We start from the raw sequence: 26,295 nt of genomic DNA on the forward strand, positions 1-26,295 counted from the left end.
AGGGGACTGCTTGGACAACGTCATCATCGTCGGGCCTCGGCTTCGGCAATGGGAAGTTCGAACGGGCCGGCCGGCGCCCCGCTGCGGTCGCGCAGCGTGCACACCGGGCCATCGGCCCAGCAGTAGCGCACATGCGTTGCGCGCGTGGACAGCGGGCCGCGCAGCAGGATCCGGCGCGCATCCAGTCCGGCATCGGCGTACTCGCAGTGGCGCGTATGGCCCCTGGCCTCGCACAGTTCAAAGCCGATCGGACGCAGTGCGCCGGTCGCGGTGAGCGCGCCTTCGACATCCTCGAACGCAATGGCGACGCCCGTGGGCGTCCGCACGGCGGTGACCGCTCGCGGGCCCGACGGTGCTACGCCCTGCTCGCGGTACACCACATGGCGCGCCACGCGCGCCAGGCGGCGCCCGAGCTCCTGCTTGTTCGGCGGATGGATGTCGTAGGCGTCGCCGATGTCGATGGCAATGGCAAGACCGCTCTGCGCATCCTCGGCCGCGACGCGCCGCTGCGCCTCACGCACCTGCGCCCAGCCGCTGTCGGCGGGCGCAGCCGGCGGCTGGCCGTAGCCGGCCAGTTGTACCAGCAGCAGTGGCGTGCGCGCACCGAACTGCCGTCGCCAGTCCTCGCGCAGCGCACGCAACCGCACTGCATAGGCCGCACCATCGCCGGTGTTCGATTCACCTTGATACCAGAGCATGCCGCGCAGCCCGAAGCCCCCGAGTGGTGCGATCATTCCGTTGTACAGCGTCGACAGCCCGGTGGCGGCCTGCCACGGGGCAAACGGCGGCGCCTGTTGGCCCGGCGCAACCCGATACATCCACGGCCCCTGCAGTGGCACCCGCTCGCCGGTATCGAACTGCAGGCGGTGTGCCGTTGAAGGACCGGCCAGGCCGCCTTCGCCGTAGGTGTCCAGCACGTTCACCGCAATGCTGTTGGATCCTGCCTTCAGCAGGCCATGTGGCAACGGGTAGCGCCTCTCGCCGGCGCCGTACTGGCTGCCGACGGCGACCCCGTTCACCCAGGTCACGTCCACCTCGTCAGCCGATGCCAGCTCCAGGGTCGCGCCGCGTGCAGCCTGTTCAGCGCTCAGCATCACCTGCGTGCGATACCAGACCATGCCGTTGTAGTCGGCAAGTGCGGGCTCGTTCCACCGCTCCCATGCGCCCAGTGTGGCCGGTGCGCGCGACCATCCGCGGTCATCGGCATCCGTCCGCCATGGTGCGTCACCTGACAGTGCGCCCTCGCGTGTGGCCCACCAGTGCTGCCAGTAGCGACCCCAGCGTGCATGTGCCTGCTGCGGGTCGTGGGCAGACTGAGCAAGGATGTCCAGGGGCTCGTCCATGCCGCCCTGCCCGCGCAGCGCGCCCGGGCTGGTCCACGCCTCGATCCGGGACCCGCCCCACGCCGCCTGGATCAAACCCATCGGCACGGCAGCCGTGCGCTGCAGCTCGCGCGCGAAATAGAAACAGGCTGCGGAGAAGTCGCGCACCCTGTCGGGGGTTGCCGTTGTCCATGCAGGGTCGCCCTTGAAGCTCTCCTGTGCCTGCGCGGCCCCCTCCTGCGGCACGGTGAACAGCCGGATCCGTGGCATCGTGGCCGAGGCGATCTCGCTGGCAGCGTTGAGCGAGCGCCACACCGGCAGCTCCATGTTCGACTGGCCCGAGCACAACCACACGTCGCCCATCAGCACATCGCGCGCCGTCTGCCGGCGCGTTCCGTCGTTTACCTCCAGCGTGTAGGGACCGCCAGCGGCGACCGGGGACAGCATCGCCTGCCAGCGGCCTGCGGCGTCCGCCCGGCTGCTCACCGCCTGCCCCGCAAACGTCACGGAAACCGGCTGCCCGGGGCCTGCGTGCCCCCAGACCGCAATGGGCCGGTCGCGCTGCAGGACCGCGTGATCCTTGAACAGGGGATGCAGCAGTCCCGTCGTTTCCCGCGCCGCGGCCGGCATCGCCACTACTGCCGCAGCCATCATCAACAGCGCACACCCGACCGCTCCGAACCTGCTCATCGGCCATCCCCCGGTGCGAACGGAAACTGCAAGGCCTGGTAGTACGACAACGGATGCGGCGGCGGCCGCTCGCCGGCGGGCAGTGGCCGGCCACTGAGCGACTGGAAGTACGCCACGCTGGCGTCACGCCACCATTGCGCTTCGTTGTGCTGGATCTGCAGGAACGCCGCGACGTGCCGATGCCGCTGCGGATCGATCCGGTCGCTCAGGCCGGCCCAGGTCGCCTGCATCGACTGCACCTGGCGCACGCCGCGCGAATAGCGCCCGACCAGTTCGTCCCAGAGCGTCCTGCCCGAGCGCATGCGGCGGTCCCACGGCACATGATGGAACCACAGCAGCAGCGACTCGGGCACCCGCTCGGGGTCGCCATAGACCTCGGCGACCTGCGGGGCGTACTGGCCCACGGCGTTGCTTCCGCTGGCGCTGCGGTCAAAGCCGATGCCCTTGCTATCTGCGCGGTGGTAGTACACCGACGTCCAGTCCGCACGCGGGCCGCCGTCCACCCAGGGGCCGGGGCCGTAGTGATGGCCGCGTGCCATCAGGTGATGCAGGCCCAGCGGCGTCATGTAATCCACCACCGCCTCGCGCGAGTCCATCATCATGCGCACGATCGGGCCTGTCACCTGCGGGTCGGGCGAGAAGGTCAGCGCTGCCCAGTCTTCGGCAATCGCGCGCGCGGATTCCTGCGGGTTCCAGGCCAGTCGGCCGAAGGCGTACCAGTTGGCCTGATCGAAGTGCGAGCCACTCCAGGTGCGGTCCACGCCGATGTTGGCGACGCCGGCGATACCGGTCAGCGCATGACCCTCCAGCGAGCCATCGACCACGCGGGAGACCGTGGAGCCTTCGCCGCGTGCATGGGTGTCGGCCTGCAGCACTTCTTCGTAGAGCGTTCCCAGGTACACCAGGTGCGTCGCAAAACCCAGGTACTCCTTGGTGATCTGCAGCTCCATCATCAGCGGCGTGCGCGGCATCGCGCCAAACAAGGGGTGGAACGGCTCGCGCGGCTGGAAGTCGATGGGGCCGTTCTTCACCTGCACGATCACGTTGGGGCGGAAGGCGCCGTCCAGCCCGACAAACTCGCTGTATGCCTGCTTGGCGCGATCTTCGGGAACCTCGTGCGAGTACACGAAGGCCCGCCACATCACCACACCGTTGTAGGGCGCCAGCGCGTCGGCCAGCAGGTTGGCGCCGTCGGCATGGGAACGACCGTAATCCTGCGGGCCGGGTTGCCCTTCCGAGTTCGCCTTGACCAGGAAGCCGCCAAAATCCGGAATGCGCGCATGGATCTCATCGACCTTGTCGCGCCACCAGCGCCGCACAGCCGGATCCAGGGGATCAGCCGTCGCCAGGCCGCCGAGTTCGATGGGCGCATTGAAGCGCGCGCTCAGGTAGACCCGGATGCCATAGGGGCGGAACAGGTCGGCCAGCGCGGCGGCCTTGGCCAGATAGGCCGGCGACAGGCTCATCGCACTGGCATTGACGTTGTTGAGGACGGTGCCGTTGATGCCGAGCGAGGCGTTGGCACGGGCGTAGTCGGTGTAGCGCGGGTCACGCCACTGCGGCAACGTCTGCCAGTCCCAGAGCGAGCTGCCTGCATAGCCACGCTCGACGTAACGATCCAGGTTGTCCCAATGGTTGAGCAGACGCAGTGCGACCCGAGGCGACTCACGCACCTCCAGCCCCCGCAGCGACGTGCCACGCTGCAGCAGGCGCAGCAGATGGAAGGTGCCGTACAGCACGCCGACATCCTGGCGTGCCGCCACCAGCAGCACATCGCGCCCTCCGGTCCGGACCTGCCGGATCAGGAAGCCCTCGTCGCCCAACGTGGCGATCTCGTTGCCGTACGCGGCGACGAGGGTCGAGGATTGCGGCGTGCCCAGCACCAGGGCACGTTCAGTAGTGATTGCCGTTCGCATTGGCGGTGCCGCTCCCAGCAATCCAGGGAGGCTGCGCGCAAGCTCGTCGCGGGTAGCGCGCTGCATCGGCGTGCAATCCGGGGCCACCACTTCGGCCAGTTGCCGCCGGTAATCGGCAGCGACCGTTGCGGCAACCGGCTGGTAGCGCATCCACAGCGCATAGCCATCCTCCGCCCGTGCCCCGCCAACACAGGCCAGCAGCACGAGCAGGGCCCACAGCTGCGTGCCGACAGCGCGCAACAACGGCGTTAACATGCGCCTTTGTAGACTACGTCCGGGCCCGGGACAGCGCATCATCGTCCTTCGCACCCGCGCGGCAGCGCCACCAAGAACAAAGGGATCGTGCATTGGACAAGCCGAAGAAATCGGTTCGCCGCAGAACCGCAGGCGTGACGATCGACGAGGTTGCGGCCCTTGCCGGCGTTTCGCCGATGACCGTGTCGCGGGTGATCAACCAGGGCAAGGTGCGCGACGTCACCCGCGAGCGCGTGCTGCGCGCCGTGCGTGAGCTGGGCTATACGCCCAATCTTGCCGCCAGTTCGCTGGCCGCCGCACAGCACACGCGCATTGCGCTGATCTACACCAACCCCAGCGGCGCCTACCTGCGTGAACTGCTGGTGGGCCTGCTGCGCGTCGCCTCCAGTTCCGCCATCCAGCTGGTCATCGACTACTGGGACAACCTGGATGCCGAATCCGAACGCAGGGCGGCGCGCGCGCTCGCCGGACGCGTCGACGGGGTGATCCTGCCGCCGCCCCTGTGCGAATCGCAGGCCGCCGTAAGCGAACTGGTCAAGGCTGGCATTCCGGTGGTGGCCATCGCATCGGGGCGCCTGAGCGAGGCCCTGTCCTGCGTCCGCATCGACGATTTCAGTGCGGGCAGGGAAATGACCGATCACCTGCTCCGGCAGGGACACACCCGCATCGGCTTCATCCGTGGGCGCGATGACCTGAGCGCAAGTGCGCTCCGCTACGACGGCTTCGTCACCGCCCTGCGCGAGGCCGGGCTGGCGGTGGACCCCGGCCTGGTCCAGCACGGTGACTACACCTACCGGTCCGGCCTGGCTGCGGCCGAGAAGCTGCTGTCCCAACGCCGGCCACCGACCGCGATTTTCGCCAGCAACGACGACATGGGCGCCGCCGCCATCTCGGTGGCGCATCGGCGCGGGCTGGAAGTGCCGCGCGACCTGTCGGTCGTGGGTTTCGATGACACCTCGGCCGCCACCACCGTGTGGCCGGAACTGACCACGATCCACCAGCCCATCGCCTCGATGGCCAACGCGGCCGTCGACATCCTGCTGCGCACCATCCGCCGTCCGGCGGCGGACGCAACGGTGCTGCGCGATCATGTGATGCCGCATCGGCTGATCGCACGCGATTCGGTCGCCGCGCCGCCCCGACGGCGGTAGCGCAGGCATCATGCTCCGCATCCGAGGGTGACTTCGGCTTCGTTCAGCGCACCCAGCGCGACGCGTGACACGGAGATCGTCATCGCATCGCCCGTCACCACCGACCACGGTCGGTCGATCGCGTCCAGCTTGGCGCCCGCCTTGGCCAGGCACTTCAGCGGCACGCCAACACGCTTCCACTGGCCTTGTGGAAGCGCCGCCAGCGAAGACCCGATGGCGATGCGTGCCGAGCAGCCCGCGCCGCAACCGACCGACAGCCACACCTCACCCTGCGGCGCAGCGTCGACCCGCAGCGTGGTCAGCAGCATCAGGTCGCCGTTGGATTCGCGCTGCAGGTCCAGCGCCGTGTGCGACTGCAGTGCAGCGACGGCCTCGCCCTTGCCCGACCAGGCCAGGCGTCGCCCATCCTCCTGCGCCAGATGATCCACGCCGGTGATCTTCAGCCGGTCATCTGGCAATGCGTCCGGTACGCGGGTCACGGTCAGGCCCTGGCCAGCGGCATCCTCGAGTCGCAGCGCCATGCCAGGGCCTGCGTCACCACGCGCGAAGTAGACGCCGGTCGCGCCCTCGTTGCCGGTCACGCCCGATGCCTCCGGCAGCGCGGCCAGGTCGCCGTTGTCGGCGTAGGTCAGGCCGAAGCCGAACGCAAACAACGGATCGTAGTCCTTCTGGCCGACGTTGTTGGCGTACTGGGTGGCGGTGCGCGGCCAGCTGAAACTGAGCTTGCCCTTGAAATCGTGCTGCACGCGGCCATCGCTTCCGCGCAGCAGTACATCGGCAATGCCGGCGCCTTCCGAGCCCGGCAGCCACGCAGCCACGAAGGCATCGGCGGCATTGATTTCCCGGTTCACCCAGAGCGGCCGCCCGCTCAGGAAAACCGCAACAACCGGTATGCCTTCGGCCTTGAGCCGCTTGAGCAGCGCCAGGTCCGTTTCGTTGCCGGGCTTGTAGGCCAGCGTCGGCCGGTCTCCCTGGAACTCGGCATAGGGGTCTTCGCCAAACACCACCACCGCCACATCGGGCTTCACTGCATAGCGACCGTCAACGGCAAGCACGGCTTCACCACCCGCCGCGCTGGCCTGGCGCGCGATGCCCTCATAGATCGTGTCCGCATTGGGGAAGTCCTTGCGGGTGGTGCCGGTGCCCTGCCAGTTGAGCGTCCAGCCGCCCGCCTGCTTGCCGACATCGTTGGCACCGTCGCCGGCCACGAGGATCCGCTGCTTCGGAGACAGCGGCAGGACGTGGTCCTGGTTTTTCAACAGGACCAGCGATTCGCGCACGGCCTGCCGGGCGACCGCGCGATGTGCCGGCGCGCCGATCAGTGCGAACTGCCCGCCGACGGCCCGCGTGGATGGCCTGCCGGCCTCGAACAGCCCAAGGCGGAACTTGACCCGCAGGATCCGGCGCACTGCATCGTCCAGCCGCTGCGTCGTGATCCGGCCGTCCTTGACCGCAGCCAGCGTCGTCTCGTAGAAGCCCTTCCAGCTGTCCGAAGCCATCGCCATGTCCAGGCCCGCGATGATGGTGGCCGGGCAGTCTGTGGTGGTGCAGCCCTTGACCTGTCCATGACCATTCCAGTCACCCACCACGAAGCCACCGAAGTTCATGCGGCCCTTGAGCACATCGGTGAGGTAATGCCGGTGCCCATGCATCTTTTCACCGTTGACGCTGTTGAACGACGCCATTGCGGTCTGCGCGCCGGCGGCGATTGCCGGCGGGTATCCGGCCGCGTGGATGCGCACCAGATCTGACTCGCTGATACGGGTGTCGCCCTGGTCCTTGCCGTCAGTGGTGCCCCCATCGCCCAGGAAGTGCTTCACCGAGGCGATTACATGGCGGCCATCGAGGAACTCCGGTGTTCCCACCCTGCCCTGCAATCCCTCCACCATGGCGGCGGCATAGCTGGCCACCACCTCCGGCGATTCGGAGTAGCCTTCGTAGGTGCGTCCCCAGCGATCATCCTGGGGTACCGCAACGGTCGGCGCGAACGTCCACTCCATGCCGGTGACGCGGGTCTCCAGCGCGGTGATGCCACCGATCTGCCGCAGCAGCTCCGGATTGCGCGTGGCGCCCAGCCCGATGTTGTGCGGGAACAACGTGGCACCCATGATGTTGCTCTGCCCGTGCACGGCATCGATGCCGAACAGCAGAGGGATGGGCTTGCCGCCTTTGGACGTATCCATGGAGGCGTCGTAGAACGCGTCGGCCAGCGCCAGCCATTCGGCCGGCGAGGCGTCATAGCGGCCGCCGGGATCGGAGTTGCCTCCGGCCAGGATCGAGCCGAGGCGGTAGCGGCGCACGTCGTCGGGGGTGACGCTGGCGATGTCGCCCTGCACCAGCTGGCCGACCTTTTCCTCCACCGTCATGCCGGCCATCAGGTCGGTGATGCGCTTCTCCAGTGCCGGATCCGCGGCCAGCGGCCAGGCGACCTTCGGCCAGGGATCATTGTCGGTAGCTGCGGCGGCGGCAGCCCGGTCCTGGCCGCGGCAGCCGAGCAATCCCAGCATCAGTGCGGCGACCAGCGCGCCGCTGCGGATTACCAAGGCCTGCGATGTCATGGCGCTCATCCTTCCATCTGCTCCAGTTCCTTGCCCTTGGTCTCGTGCACATGCCGGACCACGAAAATCACCGAGATCACGGCAGCCACCAGGTAGATGCCGTAGGTGGCTGCCAGCCCTGCCGCGGCCAGCAGCATCGGGAACGTCACCGTGACCACGAAGTTGGAGGTCCATTGCGCTGCGCCAGCGACCGCCAGTGCCGAACCGCGGATCTGGTTCGGGAACATCTCGCCCAGCATCACCCACATCACCGGCCCCCAGGACAGATTGAAGAACACGACGTAGGCATTGGCCGCCACCAGCGCCAGCGTGCCCATGCGACCGGGCAGCTGCAGGTGCCCGTCCGCCAGCGAACCGCTGGCAAAGGCCACCACCACCAGTGCAAGCGACAGCGACATCCCTGCCGAGCCGAACCACAGCAGGGGCTTGCGGCCGATCCGGTCAATCAGCAGTACCGTGACCACGCAGGCACCGATGCTCAGCGCGCCGGACAGCACGTTGATCAGCAGCGCGTCGTTTTCGGAAAAGCCGACCGCCTGCCACAGCACGGCGCCGTAATAGAACACCACGTTGATGCCGACCAGCTGCTGGAAGCAGGCCAGCCCGACGCCGACCCAGACAATCGGGCGGATCCGCCCGGTCGCCCGGCTCTTCAGGTCGGACAGTCGAGGGCGATGATGGTCGTTGGACAACGAGGCATCGATCTCCTCGAGCGTGGCGCGGGCCTTGTCGCTGCCCAGCAGCCGGGTCAGCACCCGCAGTGCATCGTCCTTGCGCCGCTTCACCACCAGGTAGCGCGGGCTCTCAGGAATGGTCAGCAACAGCAGCAGGAACAGCAGCGATGGCGCGGCCTGCATCCAGAACATCCAGCGCCAGGCGGCCTGCCCACCCCACAGCGGTTCGGTCGACGCGCCCGCTGCAGCCGCCAGCAGGTAGTTGGACAGGAAGGCAGCGGTGAGCCCGGTGATGATGGCGATCTGCTGCACCGTAGCCAGGCGGCCGCGATAGCGGGCCGGAGCGACCTCGGCAATGTAGGCCGGCGAGATCACACTGGCCGCGCCTACCGCGAATCCGCCCACCACCCGCGCCGCAATGAACCAGCCTGACGAGACCGCCGCCCCGGCACCGAGCGCCGACAGCAGGAACATCACTGCCGAAAGGATCAGCACGTTGCGACGGCCCAGGCGGTCGGCCAGCCGTCCAGCACTGAATGCGCCCACCGCACAGCCCAGCAGCATCGACGCGATCTCGAAGCCCTGCATCCATTCGCCGGACCGGAACGCCTGGTGCAGGCCATCCTGGGTGCCATTGATCACACCGCTGTCGAAGCCGAACAGAAAACCGCCAATCGTTGCTACCACGCTGATCAGTACGATCAGTCGTGTGTCTTCACCGCTGCCTGCTGCCTGGTTCATCCCCGTCCCCTTGAGTGCACCGTTGCGCCCTTCGCCTGCCGCGCTCAGCGCAGCAGGTATTGGTTGAGCAGGTTTTCGTAACGCTCCTGCTTGCCGCTGGCCTGGCGCGGTTCGCCGAGCCGGGAGGCCAGTGCCGCCAGGTCCGGCAGGCTGAGCGTGCCACGCTCGAAATCCTGGCCGGCACCGCTGTCGAAACTTGCGTAGCGCTCCTTGCGCCATTGCTCCCAGGGCGACTCGGTCAGCAGTGCATGGGCAACCTCCAGGCCGCGTGCGAACGCGTCCATGCCGCCAATGTGGGCAATGAACAGATCCTCCAGGTCGGTCGACTCGCGGCGCACCTTCGCGTCGAAGTTCAACCCGCCCTCCAGCCCACCCTGGCGCAGCACGACCAGCATCGCGCCGACGGTGTCGTACAGATCGCTGGGGAACTGGTCGGTGTCCCAGCCGTTCTGCGCGTTGCCGCGGTTGGCGTCGATGCTGCCCAGCAGGCCGTGATCGGACGCGACCTGCAGATCGTGCTCGAAGGTGTGCCCGGACAACGTGGCGTGGTTGGCCTCGATGTTGAGCTTGAAGTCCTTGTCCAGCCCATGCTCCTTCAGGAAACCCACCACCGTGGCACTGTCGAAGTCGTATTGGTGCTTCATCGGCTCCATCGGCTTGGGCTCGATCAGGAAGTTGCCCTTCAGGCCAATGCTGCGGCCGTAGTCGCGGGCCATGGTCAGGAAGCGTGCGAAGTGCTCGATCTCGCGCTTCATCTGGGTATTGGCCAGCGACGCATAGCCCTCGCGTCCGCCCCAGAACACGTAATGCTCGCCGCCCAGCTCGACCGTCGCTTCCAGTGCAGCCTTGACCTGCACGGCTGCACGCGCGACTACCGCGAAGTCGGGATTGGTCGATGCACCGTTCATGTAGCGCGGGTGCGAGAACAGGTTGGCCGTGCCCCACAGCAGCTTGACGCCGGTGGCCTCCTGGCGCGCCTTGGCCAGGCCCACCATGTGCGCGAGGTTCTTCTGGTACTGGCCGATGTCATCGGCGTCCGGCGCCAGGTCGATGTCGTGGAAGCACCAGTACGGCACGCCCAGCTTCGTGAAGAACTCGAACGCGGCGTCCACCTTTGCCTCGGCCGTGGCCAGCGGCGACGATGCCTCCCACGGGAACTGCCGGGTGCCCGGGCCGAACGGATCGTGCCCGGCATTGCAGAAGGTGTGCCAGTAGCACACGGCGAAGCGCAGATGCTCCTGCATGGTCTTGCCGCCGATGACCCGGTTGGCATCGTAGACCTTGAAGGCAAGCGGATTGTCCGAGCCCTTGCCCTCGAACGGAATGCGGCCGACGCCGGGGAAGTACTCCTTGGCGCCGATGAAGGGCTGCGTGCTCATGGTGCGTGCTCCTGTCGTTGTACGGGGTGTCGTGGAGGAGCCATCAGCCGTGCTGCAGCGGCGTGATGGCATCAAGATGGCTGAGGAAGCGTGCGTAGGCCCGTGCATAGGCTTCGCTGCGGTCCGGATCCGGCCGAGCGGACAGCGCGGGATCGACGGTGACGTGGCGCGCGGTGATGTCGCTGATCGGGGTGGCGTCTCCCTGCGCCTTGGTGAACGCCCACAACGCCTGTAGCGCCGCTCCAAATGCCGCACCTTCGGCCTGCACCGGGACGTCCACCGGCAGGCCGAACACATCAGCCACCAGCTGACGCCAGGCAGCGCTGTTGCTGCCACCGCCGGTGAGCACGATGCGATCGAACTGCATGCCTGCGCGGACAAAGGCGTCGTAGCCATACTTCAGGCTGTAGGTCGCGCCCTCCATGGCGGCGCGGTACACATGCGCCGGGGTGAAATTGGCGGTGTCCAGGCCAGCCAGCACGCCCTTGCCCAGCGGCAGGTCAGGGGTACGTTCGCCATTGAGGAACGGCAGCATCACCAGCCCGCCTGCTCCCGGTGGCGTCGCGCGCAGGTGCGCATCGCCGTCGCGAGTGCTGAAGCCGAAGGCACGGGCCACCTGTTCGGTCGCCACGGTGCAGTTCATGGTGCAGATCAGCGGGAGCCAGCCCCCCGTCGACGAGCAGAACGCTGCCCAGGCGCCGTCGGTATCGATCACCGGCGATCCGGAGTAGGCAAACAGCGTTCCGGAGGTTCCCAGGCTCATCGCCAGCCGACCTTCCGTGACGCAGCCGGTGCCGATCGCCGCCATCATGTTGTCGCCGCCGCCAACGGCCACCTTCACCGCCGTCGGCAGCCCCAGCGCGGCTGCCGCAGCAGGCGCGATATCGAACAGCGCATCGGGTGATGCGATGGGCGGCAGGCAGGCGGCAAGATCACGATCAGGGTCGGTTGCGCGCAGCAGCTGCTGCGACCAGGTGCGTGTGCGCACGTCCAGCCAACCGGTTCCAGACGCATCGCCAAGCTCGCAGAACCGCTGCCCGGTCAGCACGAAGTTCAGGTAGTCGTGTGGCAGCAGGATGGTCGCCATCCGCGCGTAGGCGTCGGTACGGTGGATCCGGGTCCAGGGCAGCTTGGACGCTGTGTAGCCGGCCAGGATCGGGTTGCCCGCCAACGCGATGGTCCGTTGCAACCCGCCCACGGCGTCCATGATCTGGATGCACTCGGCCGAGGTGCTGGTGTCGCACCACAGCTTGGCCGGCGCCAGTACTTCACCAGCATCATCAACCGGCACGAACCCATGCTGCTGGCCCGATACCGCCAGCGCGACGATGCGAGCGCGCAGCGAGGGATCGATCCGGGCAAAGCAGTCGCGCAGGGCCGACACCCAGTCGGCAGGCGCCTGTTCACGGCTGCCGTCGGTGCCGCTGTCCAGCGCGAGCGGCGCGCTGGCCGAGGCCACAACCGCCTGCTTCCGCGGGTCATAGACCAGCAGCTTCAGGCTCTGCGTCCCTGCATCGATTCCTGCAACCAGACCCATCGAAACCGCCTCCGATCAAAAAAGGTAGCGCTAACATTCCGTGGACTCAAAAAAGGGGCGTGATGTTCAGCCCCTCCTTGCCACCGCTCGCGTCATCGCCACCGGTGTTGCCGCACTGTAACCAGCTGCAGCGGAAAAAGCGTGCTGCAACGCAAAACCCTGCTACGCGTTTGCTGCCGTCGAACGCCACACGTCAACGCCGGACCTGCAGTACTGCCCGATGAACTCCGCCTGCGTCGGCATCTGCGCGGCGGCCTGCTGCACCGGCTGCTGGATGCCCTTCAACAGGGTGCGCAGATCGGCGTCGCTCACTGCCCGCGCCAGCGGGTGGGCAGGACCGGGCGCGATGCCCTGCCCGAGCAGCACGCTGGTCCACGATTCCACGCGGAACAGCTCGCCGGGGTCCTGCCAGGCGTGTGCGCGCTCGCGCCACGCCTGCAGCCGCTGCTGCAGCGATTCGGGCACGCGCATTTCGCGACACGCCTTCCACATCGGTTCGGTGCGCTGCGTTGCGTGATAGTGCAGGATGATGAAGTCGCGCACGTGCTCCATTTCCTGGCGGCTGACATCGTTGTACAGCTTCACCAGCGACGCACGGATGCCGTCGAACGGGAACAACTGGATCAGGCGCACCACCGCGCTGATCGTCAGATGGATGCTGGTCGACTCCAGTGGCTCGATGAAACCGCTGGCCAGCCCGAGCGACACCACGTTCCCGTTCCAGGCCTTCAGCCGGCGCCCGCTGCGGAACGGCACCTTCCATGGATCGCGCAAAGGTGGGGCCCCGGCATCGCGCAGCAGCTTCGCTGCGGCCTCGTCATCGGACAGGTAGCGGCTGTCATACACCAGCCCGCAGCCAACGCGGTGCTGCAGCGCGATGTGCCAGCGCCACCCCGCTTCGTGGGCGATCGCGCGGGTATAGGGAACCGGCGGCGCCACCGCTTCGGTCTGCACCGCCACGGCCCGATCGCACGGAAGCCATTCGTGCCAGTCCTCGTAGCCGGTGCCCAGCGCCTGCTCGATCAGCAGGCCACGGAACCCGGTGCAGTCGATGAACAGATCGCCCTCGATCACCTGGCCGTCGTCCAGCACCAGCGCCTGCACCGAGCCGTCGTGTGCGTGCTGCCTGACCAGGGCGATCCTGCCTTCGATCCGGCGCAGGCCGTGGGCCTCGGCCCTGTGGCGCAGGAACCGCGCATACAGGCTGGCATCGAAATGATATGCATAGCTGGCCTGCGGCTGGGTGTGCAGCGAGAAGCGGTCGCCACGCGAGGCGATGCTCTCCAGGCAGAAGTCGCCCAGGTCCGAGGGCATGCCGCGGCGCAGGCTGTCCAGCCAGAAGTGATGGAAGGGAGCCGCCCAGGTGCCATGGCCGATGGTGCCGAACGGATGGAAGAAGCGATCCCCCGGCAGCCGCCAGTTCTCGAACGAGATCGACAGCTTGAAGGTACCGGCCACCGCGCGCAGGAACTCCTGCTCGTCGATCTGCAGGAAGCGATGGAAGGTGCGGATCGGCGGCACGGTGGACTCACCGACGCCGACCGTGCCGATCTGCTCGGACTCGACCAGCGTGATCTGCAGTTGGTCACGGAACTGATGCGCCAGCGCGCAGCCGGCCAGCCATCCCGCTGTACCGCCACCGGCAATGACCACTTTACGGATGCGCCCTGCAGGCGTGCTCTCGGTATCCAACACGGTGCCCTCTCTCAACGGTTGAGCCTGCCCAGCAGCATCGCGCGCATGCGGCGGGCGCGCTGCTCGTCGAACGGCGCCAGATCCCCGCGCGCCGTGTCAGGCAGGTGCTGCCCGGCGCGCTCGCCGGGGCCGAATACGTAGTATCGGAAGAGCCCTTCCCAGGCCTGCTTCTCACTCGCTGGCAGGTCGCGCACGGACCACATCGCGTGCTGTAGCGCCGCCAGAGGCGCCCCCAGCCAGGCCGGCGAGCTTCGCCACCAGTAGTTCACCAGCACGTTGAACGGTTCCAGGCTGCGTACATGGTGCCACCACATGCTGGGAATGAAGATCGCATCGCCCGGCCCAAGCACCGCCCTGCGTGCATGCGCCAGCGCGTCGCGGAAGCGTGGATGCCGACCGAAGTCGGGGTGTTCGAAGTCCACCACGCTGACCACCTGTCCACCCGGCGTGGGATCGAGCGGACCCGGATAGAGGTTGTCGATCTGTGCGGGCGGGAACAGCGTGAACTCGCGCTGCCCCACCGCGCAGCAGGCGAGGTTGTCGGGTGTGTCGAAATGGCACGAGGCCGTCACCCGGTTGCCGATCCAGATGCTGGCGGTGGCGTCGATGCCCTGCTTCGCCAGCCCGGCGTCGTTGGCCTGCGCGAATGCCGGCAGCAGGGCCCGCTCGATCGGCAGCGAGGCCACGTAATAGGTTGGCGGCCGCGGCGCATGCAGCGTCGTGGCGATCTCTTCCAGCACCTGGGCCAGCAGGCCCCGCCGCACTTCGAAGTTCAGCCGGGTGAAGTCCGCGCTGTAGAACGGGCGGCCTGCGATCTCGGGGCCGCCGAACGAGTACTGGATGGGCGCACCCGCATCGACGCTGCAAAGGTACACCATCGCGTCGTGCACGCCGCCCAGTCCGGCCTGGACCAGTGGCCAACCGCTGGCGATGCCGCGCAGTACGACAGGCTCACCGGCGTCCACCAGGTCAGCCAATGGCAACGCGGCAGGATCGATGCCTCCCAGGATCCGCATCGGCAGGCTGGCGTGCACCGGTCAGTTCCTGACCGCCTGCGTGGTGCCGTCCTGGACGCGGAGACGGCGCTGCTTCTCGGCGATCAGGCGGCGCATGTTATGCAGCGAGGCAAGCATCAGGTATGCACCTTCCAGGTAACCGGCGCGGTTCAACGCAGCCAGGCGTGAACTGTCCAGCGCCGCCAGGCGCTCGCGGTCAATGCCGTGCAATCCGCTCACGCCCACGCGGTGATGCGGCGCGAGCTGCACATCAAGCGTCACCGGCTGGATGAGCCCGCAGTCGTCGAGCATCGTGAACATATTGGCCGCGAAGGCACTCCCCTCGTGGATGCCGCGCAGCACGCCGGCGATGTGGTCCAGGTAGGGCGTGTTGCCGCCCTGCGGCAGGAACACCGGCTCACCGGCGCCGGCGGTGACGCGCGGATGGTCCAGGTCCACGTGCATCACCGCATCCTGGGTGAGCACGCCATCCACGTAGTGCTCCTGGAACCCGATCAGGAACGGCCCTTTGGCGGCCGCGCCAGGCAGGTAGGAGGCATACCAGCGCCCGTCCTGCAGGAACAGGTTCTCGTGTTGTTCGAAACCCAGCAGGGCCACGGACTGCCACGCTTCCGTCCCGGTTTCCCTGCGCAGGAAGATCGGATACTCACGCTGCAGTTCAGCGAACTCGCTGGGATAGGCCGGCACCATGCCCACCGCATCGCCGAACTGCGGCCCGAAGCCGGTGGCGACCTTCAGGTCCCGATGCGCGATGTTGTTGAGCATTTCATAGCGGGCCATCAGGATATCCAGTCCAGCGCGGGGTGGCTGGACAGCAGGGTAGCGCAGGCGCGACAGGTGCGGCGATACCGTCCCGGCACGGCACCGCTGGCGGGCAGCGGTGCCGTGCCGGACGCGTCGGCAACCAGGCTCAGAACTTGTAGCGGACGCCCAGCATGTAGCGCGGGCTCTGGTCTGCCAGCTTGACGATCATCTGCGACGTGCGCGAGCGCCACCGCACATCCTCACCGGTCAGGTTGATCGCCTCCAGGCTGAAGGACCAGTGGTCATCGAGCGCGTAGTTGACGCTGAGATCCCACTGCTCGTACGGCTCCACATAGTACGGATTGCGGCTGGAGCCCTGGTTGGCCAGGATCAGGTACTGATCGCGCCAGTTCCATGCCAGTCGCACCGACCACCCGTACTTCTCGTACATCAGCATGGCGTTGGCGGTGTCGCTCAGGCCGGTGAGCGAGAACTGGTCGATACCCGGATCGCCGCCGTTGTTGTAGCCGACATCACCTTTCACCACCGTGTAGTTGGCCAGTACGCCGAACCCGGTGTCACCGAAGAAGTACTGCCCGCCCAGCTCCCAGCCGTGCAGCTTGGACTTGTTCTGGTTGATCGGGCGATTGACGTTGAACTGGTACAGCGGATCGTTGGCCTGCCCATACAGATCGTAGGCCGCTTCGGTGGCCAGGACCTGCGCATCGGTTCCGTTGTAGGCGCCCAGGCCGGCAGGATTGTTGCGCAGCAACGCCAGTGCGGTGAACAGCGAGGTGTCGTTGGCCGAGCAGGCGGCTGCGTTGGCCGGCCCGACCTGGGCGACGCAGCCGCCGCTGGTCAGGAAGTCCAACGCCGCCCGCGCATCCGGCCCGGAGGTCGGGTCGGTGAGGCCGTACAGGCTTTCCTGGACGACGGTGTTGCCGATGAAGTTGCTGACCGACTTGTTCCAGTAGGTCAATGACACATAGCTGGCATCGGCGAAGTACCACTCCAGCCCCAGGTCGAGGTTGTCCGATTCCAGCGGCTTCAGGCTCGGGTTCTGGGAATTGCCGCTGGCGCGGGACGAGGGATCGATCAGCACCGAACCGAACGGTTGCTGGGCCCCGGGTCCTGCATAGAGATTGCCGTACGGCGCGCGGGCGATGCTTTTGCCGAACGACACACGGCCCTTCAGTTCCTCGGTGAGGTCGATGCTGAAATCAAGGTTGGGCAGGATGTAGCTGTACCGCGCCTTTTCCGTGAAGGGCTGCTGCTCATCGGACAGCACGATGCGGAAATCGTTGTTGGCCTGCCACTCGATGGACTCGGGAACGGCAATGACCGAGGTCGACACCACGTCGGTGGTTTCATAGCGCACTCCCAGGCGCGTGTTGGTGCGCATGCCGCCCAGTTCCCCGTCCAGCTCTACCTGGAAGTACGCCGCCTTGGTCTTCTCTTCCACGAAATTGTCGGCCGCGCGTTGCGGGTTCACACCCAGGCCAACGCCGTACTCGCGCGACGCCCATTGCGCGAGCTGCCCGGCATTGCCGCGCCAGGCCGGCCAGCTGTTTGCACTGTAGTCGTCGAACAAGCCGACGATGCTGACCGGTTGAAGCAGGTCCATCAGGCCCGCGGCGGTATCCCGGTCCACGTTGGCCACGCCCCAGTCACCCAGGGTGGAGTAGGCCTCGGCGGCCTGGATGCGGTGGGTGGTGGACTTGTTGGTGTCCACGCCGAACTGGAAGCGGCCGTGGTCGAAGTTCCATTCGCCATCGACGCGCGCCTGCTTGATCTCGCTGATCTGGGTCTGCGCGTTGACGCGCAGCACCTGCGTGCCAACCTCGCCTTCCTGGAAGCCCGGATTGACCACGCCATTGGTCCCGGCGACCGCATCGGCGGTGCTGGGATACCAGACCTGGGTGCCAACCGGCAGGCCATTGTTGAAGTTCAACTCCTGCACCCAGGAGCCACCGCAATGCGGGCCACGGGTGCAGTTGTTGGTGCCGGCGATGCTCATGAAGATCGAACCACCGCCGGTGAGCGGGTCATTCGGGCGGCTCTCGTTCTTCGAGTTGTGCGCATCGAAGCTGAGCTTGAAGCGGTCGCTGACATTCCAGACGGCATTGAAACCCAGCGAACCCAGCTTGTATTCCTGCATGCTGCGCTGCTGTTCCAGGCCGAAATCCTTGGTGCCGGCGATTTCACGGATGTATACCGGCGTCGCGACGGCGCCACTGGTGTCGAACTCGACGTTGGTGTAGTTGCTGTTCTGCAGCCACATGCCCTGCTCGCCGCGATTCTCGGTGATTTCGTTGGTCGAGTAGGTGTAATCCACGGTCAGGGTCAGGCTGTCCGTTGGTGCGAACTGCAGCACGGCCTGGCCGTTGACGCGTTCGCGTTCGAATTCGGAGAACGCGTAGCGCAGGTCGTTGGGCCGCGCGTAAAGCTGGCCGACGGCCGGGGCATTGACCACGGTCGGGTTGCCCGGCATCGACCCTGTCCACGGCTGCACGTTCCAGTAGTTCTCCGTGGCCTGCACCGAGCCACCCTTGCGCTTCTGCTGGCTCGCGCTGAGGCTGACGCCAAAGGTCTTTTCCGGATTGCTGTAGCTGAAGATGCCCGACAGCTCCGGTGTCAGGTCATTGTCGAACGGCTGGCTCTGGTCGGAGACCAGCTTCGCCCCGGCGTTGGCCACGATGCCGGCGTGATCGAGCGGGCGCGAGGTCAGGATATTGATCGTCGCGCCGATGCCACCGCTGGGCACCTGTGCCTGGCTGGTCTTGTAGACCTCGATGCCATTGATGGCCTCGGCGGCCAGTTGCGCGAAATTGAAGGCGCGGGTGCCGCCGTCGACACCGCCGATGGCCACCTGTCCGGAGGCACCGAACGCGTCCGCGCCCGGCATCTGCCGACCGTTGAGCGTGACCATGTTGAACTGCGGACCGAAGCCACGCGCGGTCACCTGCGCGCCCTCGCCGTCACGGCGCTCGATGGAGATGCCGGTGATGCGCTGCAACGACTCGGCAAGATTGGTATCGGGGAACTTGCCGATGTCCTCGGCGCTGATCGCATCGACCACGCCCGCCGAGTCGCGCTTGATATCCATGGCCTGGCTCAGGCTGTTGCGTATGCCCGTGACCTGCACTGCATCAAGCTGGGTGGGTTGCGACTGGCTCTGCGGCTGCTGCCCGGTCGCCGGTGCGGCGTCCTGCGCAAAGGCGGGATTGATGACCAGGGCACCACCCACGAAGGTGAACATGGCCCGGGACCGGAACTTCGCCAACGCGCGGCTCATGAACCGGACCTCGGGCCCGGGGTGCCACGGAAACTGCAGGTGCTCATGAAAGTCCCCTCTGACATACGATCGAATGGATGTACCGCCCCCTCCCAGGGGCACGCACGGGCGTGGCCCGCATTCCAAACCGAACAGCACGGGTGCTCGGGCACGCCGCGACTTACACTTGCTTTTCAAGCCTGCCAGGACAAACACGCGGCAAAGAAGGCAGCCTCCCGGACCCTGGATCCCCGTCCGACTGGTAGCGCTACCATCGCGTTGCAGCGGAGAGTAATCACCGAGGTTCGCCGTTGTCACCATGCAGCGCAGCAAAACCGGCAGCGCACGAAACAGCTGCTGACTCGGCCGTTGCTGCATCTGGTCACGCTCGCCCGCCGTAGGAAAGATGCCCGCGCTTGCGGGTCATCCAGAAAGGAACGCACCGTGAACGCTCTTCAGCGCATCGCCGCCGCAGTCGGCTTCGCCGTACTCGTTTCGTCCGGCTCCTCAGTTTTCGCTGCCAACACCGTCATCGTGGGCGGGGCAGAAATGTACCCCACCAGGACCATCGTCGAGAACGCCGTCAATTCCAAGGATCACACCACGCTCGTTGCAGCGGTCAAAGCAGCCGGCCTGGTCGACACCCTCAACGGCACCGGGCCCTTCACTGTTTTCGCGCCCACCAATGCGGCCTTCGAAAAACTGCCTGCAGGCACTGTCGATACGCTGGTGAAGCCGGAAAACAAGGCACGGTTGACCCGGATCCTGACCTACCACGTCGTCCCGGGCAGCTACAGTTCGGCCCAGCTTCTGGCCGATGCCCGCACGCACGGCGGCAAGGCCACCCTGAAGACCGTACAGGGTGAGCCTCTCACCGTGGCGCTCCACGATGGCAAGCTCTGGGTGATCGATGCAGAGGGTGGCAAGGCAGGCATCAGCGTTGCAGATGTCAGCCAGTCCAACGGCGTCATCCACGTGGTCGACACCGTGCTGATGCCCAAGTAAGCGTCCTCATGCAACGGGCATCCGGCGCGATGCCCGTTGCCCGGGCCGGTCATTCCGCCGTCAGCATGCGGATGCCCGGCCGGCATGGCGCAGTGGCTACCACACCGGTCCCAGCAGCTTCGTCACTTCGGCCTCCAGTTTCTGCGCGGCCTCGTCTTGGGAGGCGACCTTGATGCACAACCCCGACTGTGCCGGTCCCGGCACCAGCTGGTAGCGGTTGATGGTGCCGCCACCTTCACCGTCCAGCGCTACCCGCGCCACTACCGTTCGGCCATTGGCGTGGAAGGTCCAGTCCTGATAATCAAACATGCTTCAGTAGGTGTGCGGCCAAGATGTCATCCCACTTTAGGCGGCACGCCAGTGAAGAACGCTCCAGGAAGATGTTCAGCGCGCGTGGACATGATGGCGACAGGGCCTATTGCAATGTCCGCGCCAACTGCAGGACATCGGCGAAGAAGGAGGGATAGTCGTCCTGTGGAGCGCTGTGGGTCTCGCGCCGGTGGATCAGGCGCACTGCGACGACACGCTGTTCCGGAATGATCATCATGTATTGGCCCAGGTAGCCGTTGGCGGCGAAGCCGACGACCGGCCCCCGTGTGATGTCGTAGAGATCGGCAAGCTTCAGCCCTCGCCCGGAGATCTGGCTGCCGTAACGCTGCGACCAGTCCGCGCCCAACTGATCGGCAAGGAAGGCCACCAGCGCGCTGCGGCTTTCGAATGCACGCCCTGCACTGGCCTGCAGTGCGCGCTGCACGTCGTCGTCCACCCTCCTTTGCACCAGCAGATCCTGTAGCCGGGGCTTGAGCTGGTAGCGTTCCCAGGCCGGTACCCGCCACCACAGCAGCCCAACATCTGGCGCACGGGCGCTTTCGGTCGTCATCAACGCGACCGACTGCTCACTCAGGAGACGTTTGCCATCCGGCGCCACGCCTCCTTCCAGCAACAGTTGCCCGATGGCGGCAAGATCGGCCGCGCGCAGGGACAGCCCGGCCATGCCCAGCGGGGTGCCTGCCTCATCCTTCATCCAGGTGTAGTGGGCAATGCCCAGGGGCTTGAAAAGACGCGCGTCCACATAGGCATCCAGCGGCTCGCCTGCCAGGCGCTCGACAATACCGGGCAGCAGGTTGGTGGCCTTGTTGTTGTAGGAGAACACGGTACCCGGGGCATCGCTCAGCTCGGCGGCCAGTGCCAGCCTGACCAGGTCCGGGGCCCCTTCCAGCTCTTCGCCCGCGTTCGCCACGTTCTGCAGGCCCGAGGTATGGTCCAGCAGCATGCGCACGGTAATGGCGCTCTTCCTGCCCTGCTTCCATTCGGGATAGATCTGGCTGACCGGCGTATCGATCGAAGCCAGCTTTCCTTCGTCCAGCAGCAACGCAATGGCGAGCGCGACGACCGACTTGGTGGCCGACATCAGGTGAACCGATTCCTGCCCCGCGGCGGGCTTCAGCTCAAGCAGCGTTTCCCGGTCGTGCATCACCAGGACCGCATCGGAATGCGCGGCGCGCGCGTTGCGCTCGATCGCGGCAAGGGCTTCGGCACGCGTCGCCGCTTGGGTGGGCCCGGCGATGCCGAACACCAGCGCCAGGGCGCAGGACAACCAGCAGGATCTTGGCATCGCAATCTCGTCCAATGAGCGTGTGTGCAGTTTGACTACATGTGTAGTCAAACTGCAGTGCCTGAAGTCATGCCGCGCTTGAGTGCTGAAGGTGGGCTGGGCGCCGCCCCGGCCCACCTGCAGCGCGGTCGACTGCAGCGGTCGCCATGCCGCGCCGCACGGTATGATGCGGCGACCCGGAACCTGCGATGATTGCAGCGGCCGCCCATCCGCTGATCGCGCGCGCCAGGACCCCCTGCGCCGGGGTCGCTGCCGGTGCCGCTGAAGCCCCACTCCATGCTCGCCCCCCAAGCCCCCCTCGTGATCTGGGCAGCGGTCGCCGTTGCCACCATCGGCCTGCTGTTCCGTCCTTTCCGCATCCCCGAATATGTGTGGGCGTTGTGCGCTGCCGCCCTCTTGCCGTTGCTGGGCGCGGTGTCGCTGCACACCGCATGGGGCGCGGTGGCCGAAGGCCGCGACGTCTACCTCTTCCTGGTCGGCATGATGATGCTGGCCGAACTGGCGCGGCGCGAAGGCCTGTTCGATTGGGTGGCGTTGTACGCGGTCCGGCATGCGGGCGGATCCGGGCGACGCCTGTTCGACCTGGTATTCTTGGTCGGCACGCTGGTGACGGTGTTCCTGTCCAACGATGCAACGGCCGTGGTGCTGACCCCAGCGGTCTACGCCGCCTGCAAGGCGGCGCGCGCCAATCCCCTGCCCTACCTGTTCGTCTGTGCCTTCATCGCCAATGCGGCCAGCTTCGTGCTGCCTATTTCCAATCCGGCCAACCTGGTGGTGTACGGCCAGCACATGCCGCCGCTGCTGCAGTGGCTGGCGCAGTTCGCGCTGCCGTCGGCGGCGGCGATCGGTGCCACCTACCTGGTCCTGCGCTGGGTGCACCGGCGCGAGATCGCCCAGCCGCTGGTGGCCGCGCCGGCGCATCGCCCGTTGACCGACGGCGGCCGGCTGAGCGCACTGGGCGTGCTGTTCACCGGCACCGTGTTGCTGGTCACGTCCGCCTTGAACGGGCCATTGGGCCTGACCACGTTCTGCGCGGGCACGCTGAGTGTGGCGGTGGTGGCGATCCGTCAGCGGCGCAGCCCGCTGCCACTGCTGCGCCACGTGTCCTGGGGCGTGTTGCCGCTGGTGGCGGGACTGTTCGTGCTGGTGGAAGCGGTGGCGCAGACCGGTGTCATCCAGACCGCGGCCAGCGCCCTGCAGGCCCTGGCGCAGGCATCTCCCCGCCAGGCCAGCTGGCTGGCCGGTGGCGCGGCTGCGCTGCTGAGCAACGTAGCCAACAATCTGCCGGTCGGCCTGGCCGCCGGTTCGCTGGGGCAGATGGCCGACCTGCCGGCGCAGACCCGTGCCGCATTGCTGGTCGGTGTGGATCTGGGACCCAACCTGTCGGTCACCGGTTCGCTGGCGACGATGCTGTGGCTGGTGGCGCTGCGCCGCGAGGGCGAGCATGTCAGCGCGCTCGACTTCCTGCGCGTCGGCGCGCTGGTGATGCCGCCGGCGTTGATCGGAGCGTTGCTGCTGCTCTGATCGGCGCGCGAGCGGCATGCGCTTCTAGAATGCCACCTGCAGGCGGGTATTGAAGGTGGTGCCTTCATCCCTGCCCTGGCCGGTGCCGCTGCGGTTGCGGGTCTGCCAACGGATCGCCTCGAACATCACGCGGCTGAAGTCGTTGAGATACCAGTTCGCACCCAGCGTCCACGCGTGGCCGGTACCGCCACTGGGCAGCTCGGCATAGTCCACATCCTCGTAGCGCCCCTTCAGTTCCCATGCCCCGGCGCCGCCGCGGGTGACAGGATCGGCCACCTTGACCCGGCCCCAGGTGCCGGCCTTGCCCGAATAGGCCGGCCTTGCACCGGCCAGGAACCAGCCAGCCGAAATCGCCCAGGCCTGGTGGTCCAGATCGTAGCGCCCGCTGGCGTCGGCCCCGCGCAGGTTGCGCGTACCCCATTCGCCGGTCGCCCAGGCCGGCCCGAAGAAGCCTGCCAGTTCCGCGCCATGGGCCGTGCTGCGCTCGGCGCCCAGCAGTGTGCCCGGCGCGATCTTGACCAGGTCGTTGAAGTGCCCGGCGATGGCCGAACTGCGGACGACGCCGCTGGCCCCTGCGGCGATCTCCTCATGGAAGGCCCAGGCCCCCAGGTGCACCGTGACCGCTTCGTTGGCCACCGGGTTCCAATGCACGCGCGTGGCCCAGGTCTGGCTGTCGTTGTCGGTGCCGGTGTTGTTGAGATCGTTGCCGGCCACCGACAGGCTGGCATGCCAGTCCTTGCCGTACACGCGCTCGGTCAGGCCGACACCGAACAGGCCGCGCTGCGGCAGCATCAGCGTGCCGACCACGTTGCGGTCCTGGAACGGCGTGTTGGACGTGCTGCTGGAGCCGTCGATACCCCGGTCGTTGAGGCGGTTGCCCACGGTCAGGTCGGCCGGCAGCCCGAACAGGCGGTGGTCCACGGTGGCGTAGACCGACTTCCACGCCACCGCGTTGTCGGCGAAGTCACCTTCCACCGCCCAGCCGAGGATGCCGTAGCGGCCTTCGGCGCCCAACCGCACCGAACGGATCTCGGTACCGGAGATGTTGCGGTCACTCACTGAGGACCCATCGGTGCTGGATGCGTCGACGAACAGGCGTCCGCGCGGACGGAACACCACGCTGCCATCGGCACTGCTGAATTCCGGTGCGCCCTTGGACCAAGTGACCTTGGGCGCCTTGGCCTGGCTGGATTCCAGTGCGGCAATGCGGGTGTCCAGCGCGGGAGCCTGCGTTGCGACCGCCGCGCCGGAAGTGCCGCGCCCGCCTTCCACGGCACGCAGGCGCGCCTCCAACTGCTGGATCTGCAGCGCCTGCTGCTGCACCAGGCGTGAGAGTTCGGCCTGGCTCAGTGGTGCGGGAGGGGACGAAACAGCCTGGGCGCCAACATGGCCACTGGCCAACAGCAGGCCAAGCGCGACCGGCAGCACTGCCAGCGGCAGCACGGTGGAATGATTCATGGGCTCTCTCTCCGGCCAGCCGGCCCCCTGGCCCGGCGCTGGCCTGTTGCGGTGGTGCGGGGGAAGATCGGGGGAGGAAGTGCGCGCCGCCGGATCGGTCCGGCGGCGCGGCGGGCCGGCTCAGCGCGGCCGGTTCAGCTGGTGGCCTGTGCCTGGGCGTTGGGACGCCAGGTGATCAGCTTGTTCTCGACCACGTCCAGCAGGGCGTCGATGACCAGCACGAAGGCGGCCAGGATGATGATGCCGGCGAACACGCCCACGGCATTGAAGTTGCCCTCGGCCTGCGCGATCAGGTAACCCAGGCCCGCCGAGGCCCCGAGGTACTCACCGATGATCGCGCCGACCACCGCGAAGCCCACCGAGGTGCGCAGCGAGGACAGGATCCAGCTGGCTGCTGCAGGGAAGTAGACATGGCGCAGCAGGTCGCTACGGCTTGCGCCCAGGATGCGGGCATTGGCCAGCACCACCGGATTCACCTCGCGCACGCCCTGCATGGCATTGAAGAACGTGGTGAAGAACACCAAGGTGACCGCCAGCGCCACCTTCGACCACAGGCCCAGCCCCAGCCACAACACGAAAATCGGCGCCAGTACTACGCGCGGAATTGCGTTGAAGCCTTTGATGAAGGGGTCGAGGATGCGCGCCGAGCGTCGGCTCAGGCCCAGCCACACGCCGCCAGCCACACCCAGGCCGGTGCCAATGATGTAGCCCAGCGCGGTTTCGGTCAGGGTGATGTAGACGTGCTGGTAGAACGAGGTGTCGGACAACCAGGTCCAGGCCTGCTGCACGATCGCTGTCGGCGAAGGGAAGAAGAACGGATCGATCACGCCCAGCGCGATACCGCCTTCCCAGCCGCCGAACACGGCGACCACCAGGGCCAGCTGGATGAACTTGTCAGTCTTGGCGTGCATAGCTCTTCTCCACTTCGCCGCGCAGGCAGGCCCAGATGTCGCGGTACAGGTCGGTGAAACGGTCATCCAGCTTGATCTCGGCCACATTGCGCGGACGCTCCAGATCCACGTCGAAGCTGCGCACCACGCGGCTGGCTGGGCCGGAGGACAGCACCACCACGCGATCCCCCAGGGCGATCGCTTCTTCCAGATCGTGGGTGATCAGGATCACCGAGCGCCGGTCCTCCTGCCACAGGCGCAGCAGCTCGTTCTGCATCAGGTGCCGGGTGTGGATGTCCAGCGCCGAGAACGGTTCATCCATCAGGATCACCTTCGGCTCGACGATCAGCGCCTGCGCCATCTGCACACGCTTGCGCTGACCACCGGACAGCTGATGGGGGTAGCGATGCTCGAAACCGGCCAGGCCGACCTTGGCCAGCCACGCGTTGGCCTTGGCCTTGCGTTCGGCTTCGGGCACGCCGCGGAAGCGCAGGCCGAGTTCAACATTCTGGTAAGCCGTCTTCCACGGCAGCAGCGCATCCTGCTGGAACAGGTAGCCGACCGACTCCTGCACACCGCTGACGGCGCGGCCGTCGATGCTGACCTGCCCGGAAGACGGCTTCAGCAGACCCGCCACGGAATTGAGGATGGTGCTCTTGCCGCAGCCGGTCGGGCCGACGATGGCAAGGAACTCGCCGTCACCCACCTGGATGTCGACATCACGCACGGCGGTGAATTCGCCGAAGGACATGGTCACCTTGTTGAGGGCGACCATGGTCTGTGCAGGCTCCAGCTGCGGCGCGCCGTTGAGCTGGCGCACGGTGGCATTGAGGGCCATGGGGTTACCTCCG

The 26,295-nt window shown here is 66.9% G+C and carries 18 protein-coding genes; 3 read left to right on the forward strand and 15 right to left on the reverse strand.

Features of this window, described 5'->3' with window-relative positions; translation table 11 throughout:
- Positions 1-23: 23 nt before the first annotated feature.
- A complete protein-coding gene (locus tag GOC52_RS10640) occupies positions 24-2,012 on the reverse strand; it encodes a sialate O-acetylesterase (RefSeq protein ID WP_425507519.1) in 1,989 nt (662 codons plus the stop codon).
- Positions 2,009-4,183: an alpha-glucuronidase family glycosyl hydrolase gene (locus tag GOC52_RS10645; RefSeq protein WP_191849339.1), complete on the reverse strand. Its 2,175-nt coding sequence runs from the start codon at positions 4,181-4,183 to the stop codon at positions 2,009-2,011. Before GOC52_RS10645 ends, GOC52_RS10640 begins: the two co-directional genes overlap by 4 nt.
- A 92-nt stretch (positions 4,184-4,275) precedes the next feature.
- Between GOC52_RS10645 and GOC52_RS10650 the strand changes: the two genes are divergently transcribed.
- Positions 4,276-5,334, forward strand: a complete 1,059-nt coding sequence (locus GOC52_RS10650) for a LacI family DNA-binding transcriptional regulator (RefSeq protein WP_019337710.1) — start codon at positions 4,276-4,278, stop codon at positions 5,332-5,334.
- An 8-nt stretch (positions 5,335-5,342) separates the two neighbouring features.
- On the opposite strand, the gene GOC52_RS10655 is transcribed toward GOC52_RS10650, so the two are convergent.
- The 8 genes from GOC52_RS10655 to GOC52_RS10690 form a co-directional block, all read right to left on the reverse strand.
- Positions 5,343-7,901 carry a glycoside hydrolase family 3 protein gene (locus GOC52_RS10655; protein ID WP_191849340.1) on the reverse strand — a complete coding sequence of 853 codons (2,559 nt, stop codon included), beginning with the start codon at positions 7,899-7,901 and terminating at the stop codon, positions 5,343-5,345.
- Positions 7,898-9,307, reverse strand: a complete 1,410-nt coding sequence (locus GOC52_RS10660; protein ID WP_191849342.1) for a sugar porter family MFS transporter — start codon at positions 9,305-9,307, stop codon at positions 7,898-7,900. Before GOC52_RS10660 ends, GOC52_RS10655 begins: the two co-directional genes overlap by 4 nt.
- Before the next feature lie 44 nt (positions 9,308-9,351).
- Complete coding sequence (xylA, locus tag GOC52_RS10665) at positions 9,352-10,686, reverse strand: xylose isomerase (protein ID WP_049409713.1); 1,335 nt, start codon at positions 10,684-10,686, stop codon at positions 9,352-9,354.
- Positions 10,687-10,729: 43 nt separating this feature from the next.
- Complete coding sequence (xylB, locus tag GOC52_RS10670) at positions 10,730-12,223, reverse strand: xylulokinase (protein ID WP_191849344.1); 1,494 nt, start codon at positions 12,221-12,223, stop codon at positions 10,730-10,732.
- A gap of 162 nt (positions 12,224-12,385) precedes the next feature.
- Entirely contained in the window at positions 12,386-13,918 is a 1,533-nt protein-coding gene (locus GOC52_RS10675) for a tryptophan halogenase family protein (protein WP_191849346.1), read from the reverse strand.
- 11 nt (positions 13,919-13,929) lie between these two features.
- Positions 13,930-14,952: a cupin-like domain-containing protein gene (locus tag GOC52_RS10680; protein WP_191849348.1), complete on the reverse strand. Its 1,023-nt coding sequence runs from the start codon at positions 14,950-14,952 to the stop codon at positions 13,930-13,932.
- Positions 14,953-14,955: 3 nt separating this feature from the next.
- Entirely contained in the window at positions 14,956-15,714 is a 759-nt protein-coding gene (locus GOC52_RS10685; protein ID WP_191849350.1) for a SapC family protein, read from the reverse strand.
- Between the two features lie 130 nt (positions 15,715-15,844).
- A complete protein-coding gene (locus tag GOC52_RS10690) occupies positions 15,845-18,973 on the reverse strand; it encodes a TonB-dependent receptor (protein WP_191849352.1) in 3,129 nt (1,042 codons plus the stop codon).
- A 423-nt stretch (positions 18,974-19,396) separates the two neighbouring features.
- Between GOC52_RS10690 and GOC52_RS10695 the strand changes: the two genes are divergently transcribed.
- A complete protein-coding gene (locus GOC52_RS10695; RefSeq protein WP_191849354.1) occupies positions 19,397-19,957 on the forward strand; it encodes a fasciclin domain-containing protein in 561 nt (186 codons plus the stop codon).
- A 96-nt stretch (positions 19,958-20,053) separates the two neighbouring features.
- Here the strand turns inward: GOC52_RS10695 and GOC52_RS10700 are convergent, their stop codons facing one another.
- Positions 20,054-20,266 (reverse strand): hypothetical protein, encoded by a 213-nt coding sequence (locus GOC52_RS10700; protein ID WP_010485683.1) that lies wholly within the window; start codon positions 20,264-20,266, stop codon positions 20,054-20,056.
- Positions 20,267-20,372: 106 nt separating this feature from the next.
- Positions 20,373-21,554, reverse strand: coding sequence for a serine hydrolase domain-containing protein (locus GOC52_RS10705; protein WP_191851441.1), 1,182 nt, complete (start codon positions 21,552-21,554; stop codon positions 20,373-20,375).
- 294 nt (positions 21,555-21,848) lie between these two features.
- Here GOC52_RS10705 and GOC52_RS10710 point away from each other — a divergent pair, with 294 nt between their 5' ends.
- Entirely contained in the window at positions 21,849-23,096 is a 1,248-nt protein-coding gene (locus GOC52_RS10710) for an arsenic transporter (protein WP_043395889.1), read from the forward strand.
- A gap of 24 nt (positions 23,097-23,120) precedes the next feature.
- Here GOC52_RS10710 and GOC52_RS10715 read toward each other — a convergent pair whose 3' ends face one another.
- The 3 genes from GOC52_RS10715 to GOC52_RS10725 all read right to left on the reverse strand — a co-directional run bounded on the left by GOC52_RS10715 (position 23,121) and on the right by GOC52_RS10725 (position 26,282).
- Complete coding sequence (locus GOC52_RS10715; protein WP_019337720.1) at positions 23,121-24,554, reverse strand: OprO/OprP family phosphate-selective porin; 1,434 nt, start codon at positions 24,552-24,554, stop codon at positions 23,121-23,123.
- Between the two features lie 134 nt (positions 24,555-24,688).
- Positions 24,689-25,465: an ABC transporter permease gene (locus tag GOC52_RS10720; RefSeq protein ID WP_005409726.1), complete on the reverse strand. Its 777-nt coding sequence runs from the start codon at positions 25,463-25,465 to the stop codon at positions 24,689-24,691.
- Positions 25,449-26,282, reverse strand: coding sequence for an ABC transporter ATP-binding protein (locus GOC52_RS10725; RefSeq protein ID WP_005416613.1), 834 nt, complete (start codon positions 26,280-26,282; stop codon positions 25,449-25,451). The genes GOC52_RS10720 and GOC52_RS10725 overlap by 17 nt, the downstream gene beginning before the upstream one ends.
- Between the last annotated feature and the right edge of the window lie 13 nt (positions 26,283-26,295).

The organism is Stenotrophomonas sp. SXG-1, from assembly GCF_014083965.1.
Taxonomy (GTDB): domain Bacteria; phylum Pseudomonadota; class Gammaproteobacteria; order Xanthomonadales; family Xanthomonadaceae; genus Stenotrophomonas; species Stenotrophomonas geniculata.

Coding starts and splice junctions, on each gene's coding strand:
- GOC52_RS10640 (WP_425507519.1), bottom strand. CDS start 2,012: ATGAGCAGGTTCGGAGCGGTCGGGTGTGCGCTGTTGATGATGGCTGCG.
- GOC52_RS10645 (WP_191849339.1), bottom strand. CDS start 4,183: ATGTTAACGCCGTTGTTGCGCGCTGTCGGCACGCAGCTGTGGGCCCTG.
- GOC52_RS10655 (WP_191849340.1), bottom strand. CDS start 7,901: ATGAGCGCCATGACATCGCAGGCCTTGGTAATCCGCAGCGGCGCGCTG.
- GOC52_RS10660 (WP_191849342.1), bottom strand. CDS start 9,307: ATGAACCAGGCAGCAGGCAGCGGTGAAGACACACGACTGATCGTACTG.
- xylA (WP_049409713.1), bottom strand. CDS start 10,686: ATGAGCACGCAGCCCTTCATCGGCGCCAAGGAGTACTTCCCCGGCGTC.
- xylB (WP_191849344.1), bottom strand. CDS start 12,223: ATGGGTCTGGTTGCAGGAATCGATGCAGGGACGCAGAGCCTGAAGCTG.
- GOC52_RS10685 (WP_191849350.1), bottom strand. CDS start 15,714: ATGGCCCGCTATGAAATGCTCAACAACATCGCGCATCGGGACCTGAAG.
- GOC52_RS10690 (WP_191849352.1), bottom strand. CDS start 18,973: ATGAGCCGCGCGTTGGCGAAGTTCCGGTCCCGGGCCATGTTCACCTTC.
- GOC52_RS10700 (WP_010485683.1), bottom strand. CDS start 20,266: ATGTTTGATTATCAGGACTGGACCTTCCACGCCAATGGCCGAACGGTA.
- GOC52_RS10710 (WP_043395889.1), top strand. CDS start 21,849: ATGCTCGCCCCCCAAGCCCCCCTCGTGATCTGGGCAGCGGTCGCCGTT.
- GOC52_RS10715 (WP_019337720.1), bottom strand. CDS start 24,554: ATGAATCATTCCACCGTGCTGCCGCTGGCAGTGCTGCCGGTCGCGCTT.
- GOC52_RS10720 (WP_005409726.1), bottom strand. CDS start 25,465: ATGCACGCCAAGACTGACAAGTTCATCCAGCTGGCCCTGGTGGTCGCC.
- GOC52_RS10725 (WP_005416613.1), bottom strand. CDS start 26,282: ATGGCCCTCAATGCCACCGTGCGCCAGCTCAACGGCGCGCCGCAGCTG.